15 protein-coding genes are annotated in these 14863 nt (G+C 68.2%); 3 read left to right on the top strand and 12 right to left on the bottom strand.

The features are described from left to right. Window positions 1–33: 33 nt before the first annotated feature. From ACFVVI_RS13030 to ACFVVI_RS13010, 5 genes are read right to left on the bottom strand one after another with little or no spacing between them, the layout of a single operon-like run. A complete protein-coding gene (locus ACFVVI_RS13030) occupies window positions 34–1194 on the bottom strand; it encodes an acyl-CoA dehydrogenase family protein (protein WP_378633713.1) in 1161 nt (386 codons plus the stop codon). Further along, window positions 1191–3185, bottom strand: a complete 1995-nt coding sequence (locus ACFVVI_RS13025; RefSeq protein WP_387445511.1) for an acetyl/propionyl/methylcrotonyl-CoA carboxylase subunit alpha — start codon at window positions 3183–3185, stop codon at window positions 1191–1193. The genes ACFVVI_RS13030 and ACFVVI_RS13025 overlap by 4 nt, the downstream gene beginning before the upstream one ends. An 8-nt stretch (window positions 3186–3193) precedes the next feature. Next, window positions 3194–4792: an acyl-CoA carboxylase subunit beta gene (locus tag ACFVVI_RS13020; RefSeq protein ID WP_378996089.1), complete on the bottom strand. Its 1599-nt coding sequence runs from the start codon at window positions 4790–4792 to the stop codon at window positions 3194–3196. Further along, the gene (locus tag ACFVVI_RS13015) at window positions 4789–5940 is read right to left on the bottom strand and encodes an acyl-CoA dehydrogenase family protein (protein WP_378996086.1); all 1152 of its coding nucleotides are present in this window, start codon (window positions 5938–5940) and stop codon (window positions 4789–4791) included. Before ACFVVI_RS13015 ends, ACFVVI_RS13020 begins: the two co-directional genes overlap by 4 nt. Continuing rightward, a complete protein-coding gene (locus ACFVVI_RS13010; protein ID WP_387445509.1) occupies window positions 5937–7652 on the bottom strand; it encodes an acyclic terpene utilization AtuA family protein in 1716 nt (571 codons plus the stop codon). Before ACFVVI_RS13010 ends, ACFVVI_RS13015 begins: the two co-directional genes overlap by 4 nt. A gap of 85 nt (window positions 7653–7737) precedes the next feature. Between ACFVVI_RS13010 and ACFVVI_RS13005 the strand changes: the two genes are divergently transcribed. Then, window positions 7738–7881 (top strand): hypothetical protein, encoded by a 144-nt coding sequence (locus ACFVVI_RS13005; RefSeq protein WP_378633702.1) that lies wholly within the window; start codon window positions 7738–7740, stop codon window positions 7879–7881. 49 nt (window positions 7882–7930) lie between these two features. Beyond that, window positions 7931–8269 carry a hypothetical protein gene (locus ACFVVI_RS13000; protein ID WP_387445506.1) on the top strand — a complete coding sequence of 113 codons (339 nt, stop codon included), beginning with the start codon at window positions 7931–7933 and terminating at the stop codon, window positions 8267–8269. On the opposite strand, the gene ACFVVI_RS12995 is transcribed toward ACFVVI_RS13000, so the two are convergent. The 6 genes from ACFVVI_RS12995 to thiO all read right to left on the bottom strand — a co-directional run bounded on the left by ACFVVI_RS12995 (window position 8252) and on the right by thiO (window position 13258). After that, a complete protein-coding gene (locus ACFVVI_RS12995; RefSeq protein ID WP_387445878.1) occupies window positions 8252–9106 on the bottom strand; it encodes an adenylate/guanylate cyclase domain-containing protein in 855 nt (284 codons plus the stop codon). The two genes, ACFVVI_RS13000 and ACFVVI_RS12995, sit on opposite strands and share 18 nt — an antisense overlap. 315 nt (window positions 9107–9421) lie before the next feature. Beyond that, window positions 9422–10183, bottom strand: coding sequence for an ABC transporter permease (locus ACFVVI_RS12990; protein ID WP_378633697.1), 762 nt, complete (start codon window positions 10181–10183; stop codon window positions 9422–9424). After that, window positions 10183–11118 carry an ABC transporter ATP-binding protein gene (locus tag ACFVVI_RS12985; RefSeq protein WP_378633694.1) on the bottom strand — a complete coding sequence of 312 codons (936 nt, stop codon included), beginning with the start codon at window positions 11116–11118 and terminating at the stop codon, window positions 10183–10185. The genes ACFVVI_RS12990 and ACFVVI_RS12985 overlap by 1 nt, the downstream gene beginning before the upstream one ends. A gap of 85 nt (window positions 11119–11203) precedes the next feature. Further along, window positions 11204–11962, bottom strand: coding sequence for a thiazole synthase (locus tag ACFVVI_RS12980; protein ID WP_378996078.1), 759 nt, complete (start codon window positions 11960–11962; stop codon window positions 11204–11206). Next, a complete protein-coding gene (gene thiS / locus ACFVVI_RS12975) occupies window positions 11955–12170 on the bottom strand; it encodes a sulfur carrier protein ThiS (protein ID WP_358104244.1) in 216 nt (71 codons plus the stop codon). The genes ACFVVI_RS12980 and thiS overlap by 8 nt, the downstream gene beginning before the upstream one ends. Then, on the bottom strand, window positions 12167–13258 hold the full coding sequence (gene thiO / locus ACFVVI_RS12970) for a glycine oxidase ThiO (RefSeq protein WP_387445501.1): 1092 nt from the start codon (window positions 13256–13258) through the stop codon (window positions 12167–12169). The genes thiS and thiO overlap by 4 nt, the downstream gene beginning before the upstream one ends. A 78-nt stretch (window positions 13259–13336) precedes the next feature. Here thiO and thiE point away from each other — a divergent pair, with 78 nt between their 5' ends. Beyond that, window positions 13337–14035, top strand: a complete 699-nt coding sequence (gene thiE / locus ACFVVI_RS12965) for a thiamine phosphate synthase (RefSeq protein ID WP_378633686.1) — start codon at window positions 13337–13339, stop codon at window positions 14033–14035. A 66-nt stretch (window positions 14036–14101) separates the two neighbouring features. Here the strand turns inward: thiE and ACFVVI_RS12960 are convergent, their stop codons facing one another. Continuing rightward, window positions 14102–14740: an NUDIX domain-containing protein gene (locus ACFVVI_RS12960; protein WP_387445498.1), complete on the bottom strand. Its 639-nt coding sequence runs from the start codon at window positions 14738–14740 to the stop codon at window positions 14102–14104. Window positions 14741–14863 lie beyond the last annotated feature (123 nt).

The following is a 14863-nucleotide window of genomic DNA, read 5'->3' as shown; positions in this document are numbered from 1 at the left end:
GTCGCCCCACCTCCGGGGCGACCACCGTTGTGCCTAGTACGAGCGCGGCAAACCCAACGAGTGCTGAGCGACGAAGTTCAGGATCATCTCGCGGCTGACCGGTGCGATGCGCGAGATGCGCGCGGCCTGCAGCATCGCCGCCAGCCCCACCTCACGCGTCAGGCCCGAACCGCCGTGGGTCTGAATCGACTGGTCCAACGCTTTGATGCTGGCTTCCGCGGCCGCGTACTTGGCCATGTTGGCCGCCTCGGCGGCGCCGAACTCGTCGCCGGTGTCGTAGAGCGTCGCGGCCTTCTGCATCATCAGCTTGGCCAGTTCCAGCTCGATCTTCACCTGGGCCAGCGGATGCGAAATACCCTGGTGCGCACCGATCGCCGTCTTCCAGACCGTGCGCTCCTTGGCATACTCCACCGCCCGGTCGATGGCGTAGCGACCGAGGCCGACCGCCATGGCCGCGCCCATGATGCGCTCGGGATTCAATCCGGCGAACAGCTGGGCGATGGCCGCGTCCTCGGAACCGACGAGGGCGTCGGCGGGCAGGCGCACGTCGTCGAAGAACAGCGTGAACTGGTTGTCCGGCTCGATCACGTCCATCTCCTGGACGTTCTTCACCAGGCCGGGCGCGTCCACCGGCACGATGAACAGCGCGGGCTTGAGCTTGCCGGTCTTGTGGTCCTCGGTCCGCGAGACCACCAGGATGGCCTCGGCCTGATCGACACCGGAGATGAAGATCTTGCGGCCGTTGAGGATCCAGTCGCCGCCGTCACGGCGGGCGGTGGTGGTGATCTGGTGCGAGTTGGAGCCCGCGTCGGGTTCGGTGATCGCGAAGACCATCTTCGACGAGCCGTCGGCCAGCTTGGTCAGCCAGTTCTGCTTCTGCGCCTCGGTACCGTACTTGGTGATGATGGTGCCGCAGATGGCAGGCGAGACGACCATCAGCAGCAGCCCGGCGCCCTGCGCCGCCAGCTCCTCCTGCACCAGCGCCAGCTCGTACATGCCCGCGCCACCGCCGCCGTACTCCTCGGGCAGGTTCACGCCGAGGAAGCCGAGCTTGCCCGCCTCGTCCCACAGCTCGGTGAGCGGCTCGTTCTTACGCGAGAGCGGCAGCACGTAGTCGCGGTAGTTGTACTTGCTCGCCAGCGAGGCGACCGCCGCGCGCAGCGCCTTCTGCTCTTCGGTCTCGATGAAACTCATGCCTGCTCCTGCTCTTCTTCCTCGACGACGGCGAGGACGGTTCCGACCTCGACCTGCTGGCCGACGGTCACGTTGAGTGCGCTGAGAATGCCGGTCGCCGGGGCCGCGATGGTGTGTTCCATCTTCATCGCCTCCAGCCACAGAATGGGCTGCCCCTGCTTGACGTGGTCGCCTTCGGCGGCACCGAGGCGGATCACGCTGCCCGGCATCGGCGCGAGCAGCGAACCGGCGGCCACCTGCTCCGACGGATCGGTGAAGCGGGGCAGCCTGCGCACAGCCACCGGGCCGAGCGGGGAGTCGACCGCGACGTGATCGCCGTAGCGGGCGATCTCGAATTGCCTGCGCACCGAACCACGTTCATTCGGCACACCGAGGACTACCCGATCGGGCGCGACCGAGATCAGCTCGAGACCGTCGTGGCCCTCGACCGCCACACCCGTGCGGGTGAAGCGGTAGCGCACCTCGTGGGTGCCGGAGGTCCGGCTTTCGTACGACTTGGTCTGCGGCAGCGAAGACAGGTTGCGCCAGCCACTCGGGGTGAGTCCGGCCAGGCGAGAGGTGCCGCGATTGGCAGCCGAATCGGCAAGTGCCGCAGCGACAATCGACAATGCCTCATCGACCTCCGATACCAGCGGCGCCGCGAGCACGGCCAGGTCGTGGGTGGCGAAGAAGGCGGTGTCGGTGTCACCGGCGAGGAACGCCGGGTGCCGCAGCACGCGCACGAGCAGGTCGCGGTTGGTGACCAGGCCGTGGATCTTGGCACGCTGGAGCGCGGTGGCGAGCAGATGTGCTGCCTCCGCGCGGGTTTCGGCGTAGGAGATCACCTTGGCGAGCATCGGATCGTAGTGGACGCCGACCACCGAGTCGTCGACGACACCGGTATCCAGGCGCACGCCCGGCTGGTCGAGGACAGTGAATTCACCGGCGGTGAAAGGGATTTCGATCTTGTGCACCGGACCGCTCTGCGGCTGCCAGTCGTGCGCGGGGTCTTCGGCGTAGAGGCGAACCTCGATCGAGTGACCACGCTGGGCGGGCTGGGTCGCGGGCAGCGGCAGGCCGGACGCCACCTGCAACTGCAGGCGGACCAGGTCGAGCCCGGTGGTCTGCTCGGTGACCGGATGTTCCACCTGGAGACGGGTGTTCATCTCCAGGAAGAAGAAGTCACCCTTCTCGTCGGCCAGGAACTCGACGGTGCCCGCGCCTTCGTACCCGATCGCCTCGGCGGCCAGACGCGCCGCCTCGAACAGGCGATCACGCATGCCGTCGATCTTCTCGACGAGCGGCGACGGCGCTTCCTCGACGACCTTCTGATGACGACGCTGGATCGAGCACTCACGCTCGCCGACGGCCCAGGTCTTGCCGAAAGTGTCCGACATGACCTGAACTTCGATATGACGGCCGGTCTCGAGGTAGCGCTCGCAGAACACCGTCGGATCACCGAAGGCCGACTCGGCCTCGCGCCGAGCGCCCGCGATCTGATCCTGCAGTTCGCCCAGCTCGCGCACCACGCGCATACCGCGTCCGCCACCACCGGCGGACGCCTTGATCAGCACGGGCAGGTGCGCGTCGGTGACCTCGGCCGGATCGAGCTCGGCGAGGACGGGGACACCGGCGGCGTCCATCATCTTCTTGGACTCGACTTTGGAGCCCATCTGCTCGATCGCCGCGACCGGCGGGCCGATCCACACCAGACCCGCGTCGAGCACGGACCGCGCGAATTCGGCGTTCTCGGAGAGGAATCCGTAGCCGGGATGGATCGCATCGGCACCGGCCGACAAAGCGGCCTCGATGATCAGCTCACCGCGCAGATAGGTCTCGGCCGGGGTGTTTCCGGGCAGCCGGATCGCCGCGTCGGCCTCGGACACGTGCGGCGACGCGGCATCAGCATCGGAGTAGACCGCGGTGGTGCCGATGCCCATCCGACGGCAGGTGGCGAAGACGCGGCGAGCGATCTCACCACGATTGGCAACGAGGACATTCGTAATGGCCACAGCGCATCTCACATTCGGAAGACGCCGAAGCCCTCGGCGCCCTTGATCGGGGCTGTGTGAACGGCCGACAGAGCCATTCCCAGCACGGTGCGGGTGTCGCGGGGGTCGATGATGCCGTCGTCGAACAGCCTGCCCGACAGGAACATCGGCATGGCCTCGGCCTCGATCTGCGCCTCGACCATCGCGGCGAGACCGGCGGCGGCCTCCTCGTCGAACGGCAGGCCCTTGGACTCGGCCGCGCCGCGCTGCACGATGGTGAGCACGCCGCCCAGCTGCGCCCCACCCATGACGGCGGACTTCGCGCTCGGCCAGGCGAACAGGAAGCGCGGGTTGAACGCGCGCCCGCACATGCCGTAGTGCCCGGCGCCGTAGGAGGCGCCGATCAGCAGCGAGATGTGCGGGACCGTGGAGTTGGCGACCGCGTTGATCATCATCGCGCCGTGCTTGATGATGCCGCCGTGCTCGTACTCCTTGCCGACCATGTAGCCGGTGGTGTTGTGCAGGAACAACAGTGGCGTGTTCTTCTTGTTGGCCAGCTGGATGAACTGGGTGGCCTTCTGCGATTCCTCGGAGAACAGCACGCCGCGCGCGTTGGCGAGGATGCCGATCGGGTAGCCGTTGATCTCGGCCCAGCCGGTGACCAGGCTCGAGCCGTAGAGCGGCTTGAACTCGTCGAAATCGGAACCGTCGACCACGCGGGCGATGACCTCGCGGGGATCGAACGGGATCTTCAGATCCGAGGGCACGATGCCGAGCAGTTCCTCGGGATCGTAAATCGGCGAGATCACCTCCGCACGCGGCTCCGGTCCCTGTTTCTTCCAGTTCAGGCGACGAACGATATTGCGGCCGAGGCGGATCGCATCCTGCTCGTCGGCGGCCATGTAGTCGGCCAGACCCGATGTGCGGGCGTGCATCTCGGCGCCGCCGAGGGTCTCGTCGTCGGAGTCCTCACCGGTGGCCATCTTCACCAGCGGCGGGCCCGCGAGGAAGACCTTCGCGGCTTCCTTGACCATCACCACGTAGTCGGACATGCCGGGGATATAGGCGCCACCGGCGGTGGAGTTGCCGAAAACCAGGGAGATGGTGGGGATTCCGGCCGCCGAGGCCTGGGTGAGGTCGCGGAACATCGCGCCACCCGGGATGAACACTTCCTTCTGCGTCGGCAGGTCCGCGCCGCCGGACTCGACCAGCGAGATCACCGGCAGCCGGTTCTCCCGCACGATGTCGTTGATACGCAGTGTCTTACGCAGCGTCCACGGGTTCGACGTACCGCCGCGCACCGTCGGGTCGGGCGCCACGATCATGCACTCGACGCCCTCGACGAGGCCGATGCCGGCGATCGTCGACGCGCCGACGTGGAAGTCGCTGCCCCACGCGGCGAGTGGGCACAGCTCGAGAAACGGCGAGTCCTCGTCGAGCAGCAGTTCGATGCGCTCACGCGCGGTCAGCTTGCCGCGCTTGTGGTGCCGGGCCACCTTGTCGGGGCCACCACCGGCGATGGCCTTGGCGAACTCCGCCTCGACCTCGGTGAGCTTGGTGGACATCGCCTCGGCGGCCGCGGTGTACTCGGGCGAGGCGGTGTCGATGAGGGAACGGAAGGTCGTCACGACTGGTACCCCAATACTTTCGACGCCAGCATGGTCAGGATCTCGTTGGTGCCGCCGCCGATGCCGATGATGCGCACATCGCGGTAGATGCGCTCGACCTCGGCCTCACGCATGTAGCCCATCCCGCCGTGCAACTGCACGGCCTGGTTGGCCACCCATTCGGCGGTCTCGACGGCGTTGTTCTTGGCGAAGCACACCTGAGCGATCAGGTTCTCGTCGCCGGCGACGTAGCGCTCGACCAGCGCCCGGGTGTACGTGCGCGAGATATCCACGCGCTGGGCCATATCGGTGAGCGTCATCTGTACCTTCTGGCGGCTGATCAGCGGGCGGCCGAAGGTCTCGCGATCGCGGCACCACTGCACGGTGAGGTCGAGCGCGCGCTGGGCCAGCGAATACGCCTGCACCGCGAGGCCTACCCGCTCACTGACGAACGCGGCGGCGATCTGCGCGAAGCCGCTGTTCTCGGCGCCGACCAGGTTCGAGGCGGGCACCCGTACGTCCACGTACGACAGCTCGGCGGTATCCGAGGCCAGCCAGCCCATCTTCTCCAGCTTGCGGCTGACGGTGAAGCCCGGCGTGTCCTTCGGCACCAGGATCAGCGAAACACCGGCCGCGCCAGGGCCGCCCGTGCGCACCGCGGTGACGACGAAGTCGGCACGACAGCCCGAGGTGATGAAGGTCTTGGCGCCGTTGATGATGAAGTCCTCACCGTCGCGCACGGCGGTGGTGGTGAGGTGGCCGACATCGGAACCCCCGCCGGGTTCGGTGATGGCCAGCGAACCGATCAGGTCACCGGCCAGCGTCGGCTTGGCCCACTGGTCGATCTGGGCCTGGTTGCCCGAGGCGATCATGTGCGGCAGCGCGATTCCACAGGTCAGCAGCGAGGCCCACAGGCCGCCGGACGCACCGGCGACATGGATCTCCTCGCCCACGATCACCGAGTCGATGGCGTTGCCGCCCTCGCCGCCCGCCGATTCCGGGTACTCGATGCCGAGCAGGCCGAGTTCGCCTGCCTTCTTGTGCAGCTCGCGCGGTAGTTCGCCGGCCCGCTCCCAGGCATCGAGGTCGGGCAGGATCTCCCGTTCGACGAACCCGCGCACAGTGGCGCGCAGCTCTTTTCGCTCCGGCGTTTCCCAAACTGAGGTCATGCGAACAGCTCCGTCGGCATATCGATGTGGCGGGAGCGCAGCCATTCGCCGAGCCCCTTGGCCTGCGGGTCGAAACGTGCCTGGTAGGCGACGCCCTTGCCCAGCAGCCCGGAAATGATGAAGTTGACCGCGCGCAGATTGGGCAGCACGTGGCGGGTGACGGTCAGGTCGGCCGTCTCGGGAAGAAGTTCTCGCAGCTTCTCGACGGTGAGGGTGTGCACGAGCCAGCGCCACTGGTCGTCGGTGCGCACCCACACGCCGATATTGGCGTCGCCGCCCTTGTCGCCGCTGCGCGCGAGCGCGATCGTGCCGAGCGGGACTCGACGGGTTTCGGCGGGCGGCAGCGGTGCGGGCAGTTCGGGTTCGGAAACAGGTTCGAGAACAACGGTTTCCGTAGCGGGCGCGATGTCGACACGGGTACCGTTCGCCAGCACGGCGATATGCGGCACCTCGTGCGCGTCGACGAAACCCGGGGTGAAGACACCGTAGGGCGAACCGTTTCCGGGCAGCGCGGTGAAGCTGGCACCCGGGTAGCTCGCGAGCGCCAATTCCACAGCGACACTGGAGAACCCGCGACCTACCTTGTTCGGGTCGGCATCGCGCACCACGCAGCGCAGGATCGCGCTGGCCTGCTCTTCGGTCTCGGCGTCGGGGCGATCGAGGCGAGCCAGGGTCCAGGTGAGCTCGGCGGGTTTGTCCGGCAGCCAGGATTCCAGCTGTCGTTGTGCCAGTGCGGCTTTGGCCTCGATATCGAGTCCGGTGAGGATGAACGACATCTCGTTGCGGAAGCCGCCGAGGGTGTTCAGCGAGACCTTGAGCTGTGGCGGCGGGGCCTCACCGGTGACGCCGCTGATCAATACCCGGTCCTTGCCCTCCTGGTTCAGCACGATGCTGTCCAGGCGGGTGGTGACGTCGGGTCCGGCGTAGCGCGCGCTCTGGATCTCGTACATGAGCTGGGCTTCGACGGTGTCGACAGTGACCGCGCCGCCGGTGCCGTCGTGCTTGGTGATCACGCAGGACCCGTCGCGACGGATCTCGGCGATCGGGAAGCCGGGGCGGCCGATGTCACCGAGTTCGGTGAAGAAGGCGAAGTTACCGCCGGTGGCCTGAGTGCTGCACTCGATCACGTGGCCCGCGACCACCGCACCGGCGAGCGCGTCGTAATCGGTACGGGCCCAGCCGAAGTGGGCCGCCGCCGGACCCACGATCACGGAGGCGTCGGTGACGCGGCCGGTGACGACGATATCGGCGCCGGAGTTCAGGCACTCGACGATCCCCCACGCGCCGAGATAGGCGTTCGCGGTGAGCGGCTGACCGAGGTCGAGTTCGGCGGCACGCGCTACCAGGTCGTCGCCTTCCACGTGTGCGATCTCGGCGTCGAGCCCGAGCTCGGCGGCGACCTTGCGCAACTGCTCGGCCAGGCCGGCCGGATTCAGCCCGCCGGCATTGGTGACGATCTGGACGTTCTTCTCGAGCGCGAGCGCGAGGCAGTCCTTGATCTGCTTGACGAAGGTCTTGGCGTAGCCGAGGCTCGGATCCTTCATCCGGTCGCGGCCCAGGATCAGCATGGTGAGTTCGGCGAGGTAGTCGCCGGTCAGCACGTCGAGCTGACCGCCTTCCAGCATCTCGCGCATGGCGCTGAGCCGGTCACCGTAGAACCCGGAACAATTCCCGATCCGGATCAGGTCCGGGTCAGCGGAGAGAGCACTCATGGCACCCAGGATCGCAGCGGTTCAGAAAAAAAGCAAGCATGCGTGCTTGTTAATTCCGTACAATCGACCAGGCAAGATGGAACCCATGCTGTCCGTCCTCCTCTTCGCCCTCGCCGGATTCCTGCTCGGCGGCGCGTACACGACCTGGAAGAACAACCGCCCGGTGGCGATCGGTTTGATCGTCGCCGCTGTCCTCGCGGGCCTCGGCGCCGCGCTCTGGCTGGAGTAGCAAGACTTTCGCAAGATCAGGGCAAGGCGAGGGCTGTTGGCTTGCCCACATGTTCACTTGGTATGTCGGCCTGCTCGCGCTCAGCGGCCTCGCGATGATCATCATGGCCAACGTCGACAACGGGCGCAGCCAGCTCTCGCGCGGGCTCAACGCGGTGTTCGGTATCGCGTTCCTCGGGTACGCGGGATACCTGTGGTTCGTGTTCGACGGTGGCGACAACCTGATCTTCTTCCACGCGTTCATCCTGCCGGTGCTGCTCATCATCGACTTCGTGCGTTCGACGAACTGGCAGGCGCTGACCGACAAGCCCACCCCGACCCAGAAGGCCTTCCGCGAGTACTGGAAGGAACAGGATCGGCTGGAAAAGCGCTCAGCTCGTCGTGTGTAGCCGGAAGATCCTGACGTCCTCCGGGACGCCGCTCAGCGGCGCCGCCCAGAAGTTGCGCTTGTAGGGTTTGGCGACGACGCCCAGCTCCTCGAGGGTTTCCGGGCGCAGCGCGGCCAGCGTGACGCTGGAAATCATCGTGTTGCCGTTGCCGCCAGCCTCCATCATCCGGGCGGCGATGTTGACGTCGACGCCGAGCCAGTCGCCGCCGATCTCCCGGGGCGAGCCGGTGTGCAGGCCGACCCGCATACGCGGGGTGTAGCCGTTGATCTCGACCCCGGCGAGATTGCGCCGGGCCGCCAGCGCGGCGCGCACGGCACGATCGGGCGAGGAGAACACCGCCATCAGGCCGTCGCCCATCCGCTTGACCACCTGACCGCCACGCTCGACGATCGGCGGCTCGATGGCCTTGGCGACCTTGCGCAGCAGTTCCAGGGTGCGCTCGTCGCCCACCGACAGCGACCAGCTCGAGAACCCGACCAGGTCGGTGAACACGATGGTCACCTCCTCGGAGCCGCGCCCACGGCCGATCCGCTCCAGCCCCGCCTGCCACACCTGTAGGGCACCGAAACCGATTTCCCTGGCCGCGGTCGGGGCGCCGCCCGCGATCTTGTCCGCCGCCCGGGCCACCGCGCGCGCACCGCCGGGTCCTGTCACCGACAGCGGGTCGCCGAAGGACGGGTCGCCCGGCAGCTGGTGGCGTGCCTTGCGTAAGGCGCCGATCAGGTCCGCCCGGCGGTTGGCCGCTTGCAGCTTCGACGAGATCTGGGCGCGCTTGCGGCTCGCGCGCGCATCGGTGTCGGACTCGGCGGATTCACTCACGATCGGCTCCAACGGGATGGACACGTCCGCGGCGTCGCGCCGCCGCGGATTCACCCCGCCAGAAGGCGTTTCACTCACGCTCAAAGGTTAGCCGATCCGCCTCCCCGAGACTTCCAGCCAGACTCAGGTGAGTGGGGACGAGGTGACGCGTCTGGCGGTTCCGTGCGTGGGCGCGTTCGCCCGTGCCCGGCGAGTTACCCAGGTCCTCACTGGATATGCGCGAGCCCCCGGCGTCCGGGCAGCGGACGCCGGGGGCTCGTGCAGGGGCGACCTCCCGACAAGGTCGCGACCCTCGCGACCCGGGCCATTGCGAGGGCGGCCCGGGCAGGATTGTCAGGCGTCGCGGCGGTTGACCAGCACGAGTGCGCCGGCGAACACGATCGCCACGAACACGGCGAAGTAGATCAGGCTTCCCCACACGCCCCAGTGCCAGTCGCCCGCGTACTCCTCGACGCTCAGGAAACGGTTCGCGTTCTGGAAGGGCAGGAACGGCTTGACGGTGCGGCCGAAGCTGCCGAACGCGCCGAGCAGGTTCTCCAGCAGCAGCGACCACAGCACGATCAGCGAGATCGCCGCGGCGGACTGGCGCACCAGCACACCGACACCGATGGCGAGCATGACGCACAGGAACGCGTAGATCGGCACGCTGTAGATGGCCCGCCAGTTGCCGTCGAGCACGAGACCGGGAGCGTCGTCACCGGTGATCAGCTTGGCCACGATGAACGCGATGAGCGCGAGCACACCGGTGAGCACGGCCGAGTAGAAGCCGACCAGCGCGGTCTTCGACAGCACGACCTTGGATCGGTTCGGGACCGCGAGGAAGCTGGAGCGGATGACGCCGAAGCGATATTCGCTGGTCACCGTCAGCGCGGCCATGATCATCAGGACCATGACACCGAAGCCGGCGACACCCGACACCGCCACGCTCGGGGTGAGCAACGGTGGGCCCTCGCCGGAATCCCCGGTGGAGTCGGCGTTGGTGACCAAGGCGATCAGCACGGCGAGGCCGATGCCGAGCACCACCACGACCGCCGAGCACCACCAGGGCGAGCGGGTGGAGGTGAGTTTGATTCGTTCCGCTGCGAGCACGCCCATCAGAGCGCACCTCCCATCGCCTGTTGATCGAAGCTTTCACCGTGGTACTCCACGGCGCCGCCGGTCATCCGCATGAACGCTTCCTCGAGCGAGGCCTGCTGCGGTGCCAGCTCGTAGAGCGTGACGTTGTTCGTGCCCGCCACCTTGCCGACCTCGTCGGAAGTGACGCCCGCGACGATCAGCGCGGCGTCGCCGTCTTCCTTCACGGTCATGCCGTGCGAGGTGAGCAGGCTGCGCAACTGATCCAGCTGCGGGCTGCGCACGCGCACCGACTGCTCGGAGGCACGGTCGATGAACTCCTGGGTGGTGCCGTCGAACATCAGCTGACCACGACCGATGACGATGAGCTGCTCGGCGGTCTGCGACATCTCCGAGAGCAGGTGGCTCGACACGAGCACCGTGCGTCCCTCGGCGGCCAGGCGCTGCATGAACCGGCGGATCCACAGGATGCCCTCCGGGTCGAGGCCGTTGACCGGCTCGTCGAACAGCAGCACCTTCGGGTCGCCGAGCAGCGCGCCCGCCAGTCCGAGACGCTGGGACATACCGAGCGAGAATCCGCCCGCGTTCTTGTTCGCCACCTCGGACAGGCCGACCAGTCGCAGGACCTCTTCGACCCGCGACTTCGGGATGTCGTTGGAGGCGGCCAGCCACTCCAGATGGGCGCGCGCCGAGCGGTTCGGATGCACCCACTTGGCATCCAGCAGCGCGCCGACCTGCGTGAGCGGGCGTTCCAGCTGCTGGTACTGCTTGCCGTCGATGAGCGCACTGCCCGCCGTCGGCTTGTCCAATCCGAGGATCATCCGCATGGTCGTCGATTTACCGGCACCGTTGGGTCCGAGGAACCCGGTCACCAGTCCTGGTCGGACGGTGAACGTGAGGTCCTGCACCGCGACGGTCTGGCCGAATTGCTTCGTCAGGCCCTTCAGCTCGATCATGCGCCCCAGCTTGCCTCACGATCGCCGTGCCGCGCGTCGCCGAGAAGTAGCGAGTCGGGTCATCCTCGAGGATGACCTTCGACCCCTAGACGGCTGGGGAAGAAGCCTGAGCCCAGAAACGCTGGGGGATACGGCCCGCCTGCCTGGCCAGATAGCCCGCACGCACCGCGGCCGACATGGCCGACGCCATGAGTTCGGGCTCTTTCGCCCTGGTCACGGCGGTAGCGAGCAGGACTGCCGAGCAGCCGAGTTCCATGGCGAGAGCGGCGTCGCTGGCGGTGCCGATGCCCGCGTCGAGGATCACGGGGACCCCGGCGGCGGCGACGATCATCTCGATGTTGTGGGGGTTGCCGATGCCCAAGCCCGTGCCGATCGGGGAGCCGAGCGGCATCACCGCGGCACAGCCCGCTTCTTCGAGGCGGCGGGCGAGGATCGGGTCGTCGTTGGTGTACGGCAGGACCACGAAACCGTCGTCGACGAGCTTCTCGGCGGCGTCGAGGAGCTCGAACGGGTCCGGCAGCAGGGTGCGGTCGTCGGCGACCACCTCGAGCTTGACCCAGTTGGTGTCGAGCGCCTCACGGGCCAGCTGGGCGGTGAGTACGGCTTCGGCGGCGGTGCGACAGCCTGCGGTGTTGGGCAGCAGGGTGATGTCGAGGCGCTTGAGCAGGTCGAGCACGCCGGTGCCGCCCGCGGCGTCGACCCGGCGCATGGCGACGGTGGTGAGCTCGGTGCCCGAGGCGATCAGCGCCTGTTCGAGGACGGCGAGGTTTTCTGCGCCCCCGGTGCCCATGATCAGGCGGGAGCCGAACTCCTTGTCGGCGATCCGCAACGGCGACTCAGCCACCCTGCACCGCCGTGAGCACCTCGATGGTCCAGCCGCGCCCGACCGGCTCGTCCCAGCGCGACTTCGAGAAGACCGCGCCGTCGACCGCCAATGCCACACCCTGGCAGGGCAATTCGAGCTTGGCCAGCAGTTCACGGACGCTGAGCGGCTCGGGGAACTCGTGGTCGACACCGTTGACGGTGACGCCGATCGGAATGGTCGAGGTCATCGAACTCCTCCTTGCGACAGAGATGGCATCTGCGATGCCGGAAAACGTTGAGGTGCTGCGGCTTCGACGACCACGGGGGTCTCGCCGTCGAGCAGCGCGGGCACGACCGCCGCAGTGAGCGCGAGGGTGAGCATGCCGTTACGGCCGTGACCGGTGGCGGCGACGACCCGGTCGTCGAGGTGGCCGAGCAGCGGCAGGTTGTCGGGGGTTCCCGGCCGCGAGCCCGCGTTCGCTTCGGCCAGTTCGTATTCGGCGATGCCGGGCAGGATGGTTTCGGCGTCGGCGATCAGGTCACGGACACCGCCGACGGTGACGGTGGTGTCGAAGCCCGCCTCGTATTGTGTTGCACCGACAACGATTCCGTCTTCGCGGGGGACCAGGTAGACCTGTCTGCCGTGGACCCGGGCGCGGATCACCCTGGTCGGTGGCGGGCTGACGCCGGGCCTGCGACGCAACCGGAGGATTTCACCCTTCACCGGACGCACCGGCAGGCCGGGCCAGAGCTCGGCGGAGCGGGCGCCCGCCGCGAGGACTATCCGGTCGTGCGGTAGCTCATCCAGCGCGGCAACGGCTTCGGCACGGATCTCGACGCCGGCTCCGGCGCAGGCGGATCGGAGCGCACGCAGTACGCGCCGATTGTCGACGGCGGGTTCGGTTTTCGCGTGCAGGCCGGCGCGGACGGTGCGCGCGAGCGCGGGTTCCAGCGCGCGGACTCCCGCACGGTCGAGCACCCGCAGATCGTGACCGAAGCCGGCCAGCCAGTCCGAGACGGTGCGCAGGTCCGTGACATCGGCGCTGTCGAGGGCGACGGTGAGCGTCTCCTCGGCCACGAACATCGATTCACCCGAGACCGCTCGGAGCCGTTCGGCGAAAGCGGGCCACTGCGCCAGCGCGGCCGCGCCGAAGGCGAGCACCCGGTCCTCCCCCGGCCAGCCTTCCGACAGCGGCGCCAGCATTCCACCGGCCACGAAGGAGGCGCCGCGCGCGGGTTCGGGGTCGTAGACGGTGACCGTCCAGCCCGCCTCGGCGGCCCGCCATGCGACGGCAAGTCCGACGGCGCCGCCGCCAACGACCGCCAGAGTTCGCATCCCGTTCCACCTGTCTTTTTCGCCTACCGCCCGCCACGGCGTTCGCACTCCAACGGTAGCGCGACTACCGTCGAGAACGTGCAGCCCTCCCATCCGAACCGTTCCGTCCCGCCAAGGGAGCGCCTGTCGAGTGCACTGCTGTATCTGTGCACCGATGCGCGGCGGGAAAAAGGCGATCTGTCCCGCTTCGTCGACGCGGCGCTGGCAGGCGGAGTCGACATCGTGCAGCTCAGGGACAAGGGATCGCCGGGCGAGGCCGAATTCGGGCCGCTCGAGGCGAAGGCCGAGCTCGGTGCGCTCGCCGAGATCAAGGCCGCGACCCGTCGCCACGGCGCCTTGCTCGCGGTGAACGATCGCGCCGATATCGCACTCGCCGCGGGCGCCGATGTGCTGCACCTCGGCCAAGGAGACCTACCGCCGTCCTACGCGCGACGCGTCCTGGGCCCCGATGTGGTGATCGGCCGCTCCACCCACAACCGCAACCAGGCGAGTCTGGCCGCGATCGACGGCCACCTCGACTACTTCTGCACCGGCCCGATCTGGACCACGCCGACCAAGCCCGGCCGCCAGGCCGCGGGCGTCGACTTCGTCCGCTCGACCGCCGAGTCCCATCCCACCCTCCCCTGGTTCGCCATCGGCGGCGTCGACGCGCAACGACTCCCCGAGGTGCTGGCCGCCGGTGCCCGCCGCGTGGTCGTCGTCCGCGCGATCACCGAAGCCGCCGATCCGGAAGCCGCGGCTCGCGAACTGAAGCAAGCGCTCCTCGCCGCTGACTGAGCGCCACCGGCGCGGCTGCCGTGTGCCGATGTGCGCGCAGCCGGGTCGAGGAGGCGCGGGCCGGACTCAGGCGAGAAGGTCTGCCCTGGTGAGGACCGGGCCTTCGGTGGGCTCACCGTCGAGAACGACTTCGACGCCGGGGCCGTCGGCCCGCGCGTGCAGCCAGAAGAAGCCCTGGTCGGGCAGTTCGACTGTGCGGGGTAGCGCTTCCGCGAGCTCGGCGTCGGCGTCCAGGCGCACGCGCAACGGCACCGCGCGCAGTTCGATCCAGGCGACGGCGAAGCCGGGATGCAACGGCAGATCGGCGACCTCGTCCTCGGGGACCCAGGCCAGTTCGGCGCTCTCCTTGTTGGCGACCGTGGGCAGCGGCTTGTCGGCGTCGGCGACGACAGTGATGTAGGTCCAGCCGCTCGGGGCGGTCATGGTCAGGCGCTCGGCCCTGACCCTGAGATCGGCGGCGGCGATGCCCGCTTCCTCCTCGGCCTCCCTGACCGCCGCGTGCTCGGGCGACTCGTGCGAGTCACGCGCCCCACCGGGCAGCGCCCAGGTGCCGCCCTGATGACTCCACGGCGCCCGGTGCTGCAACAGCACCGCGGACCCGCCACCGGGCAGCGGTGCGCGCAGCAGCAGACCCGCCGCACCGTATTTTCCCCAGTGCTTGGCCCCATCTGGGCCCTTGAACCAGCCGTCTCCGTCGCCGCGCATCCCATACTCTTTCCTCCGAGCAGCCGTACAGCAACCGCTGCGGGGGTGTGTGAGGGGCTGCGCTACCCGTAGGCCCACAATAAACTCCGCACAGGTAGGTGTGCACGGACAGCGCCGGGAGGT

Source organism: Nocardia sp. NPDC058114, assembly GCF_042884695.1.
Taxonomy (GTDB): Bacteria; Actinomycetota; Actinomycetes; order Mycobacteriales; family Mycobacteriaceae; genus Nocardia.
Note: the sequence above shows the minus strand (reverse complement) of the source record. Positions and strands in the feature narration are given on the sequence as shown.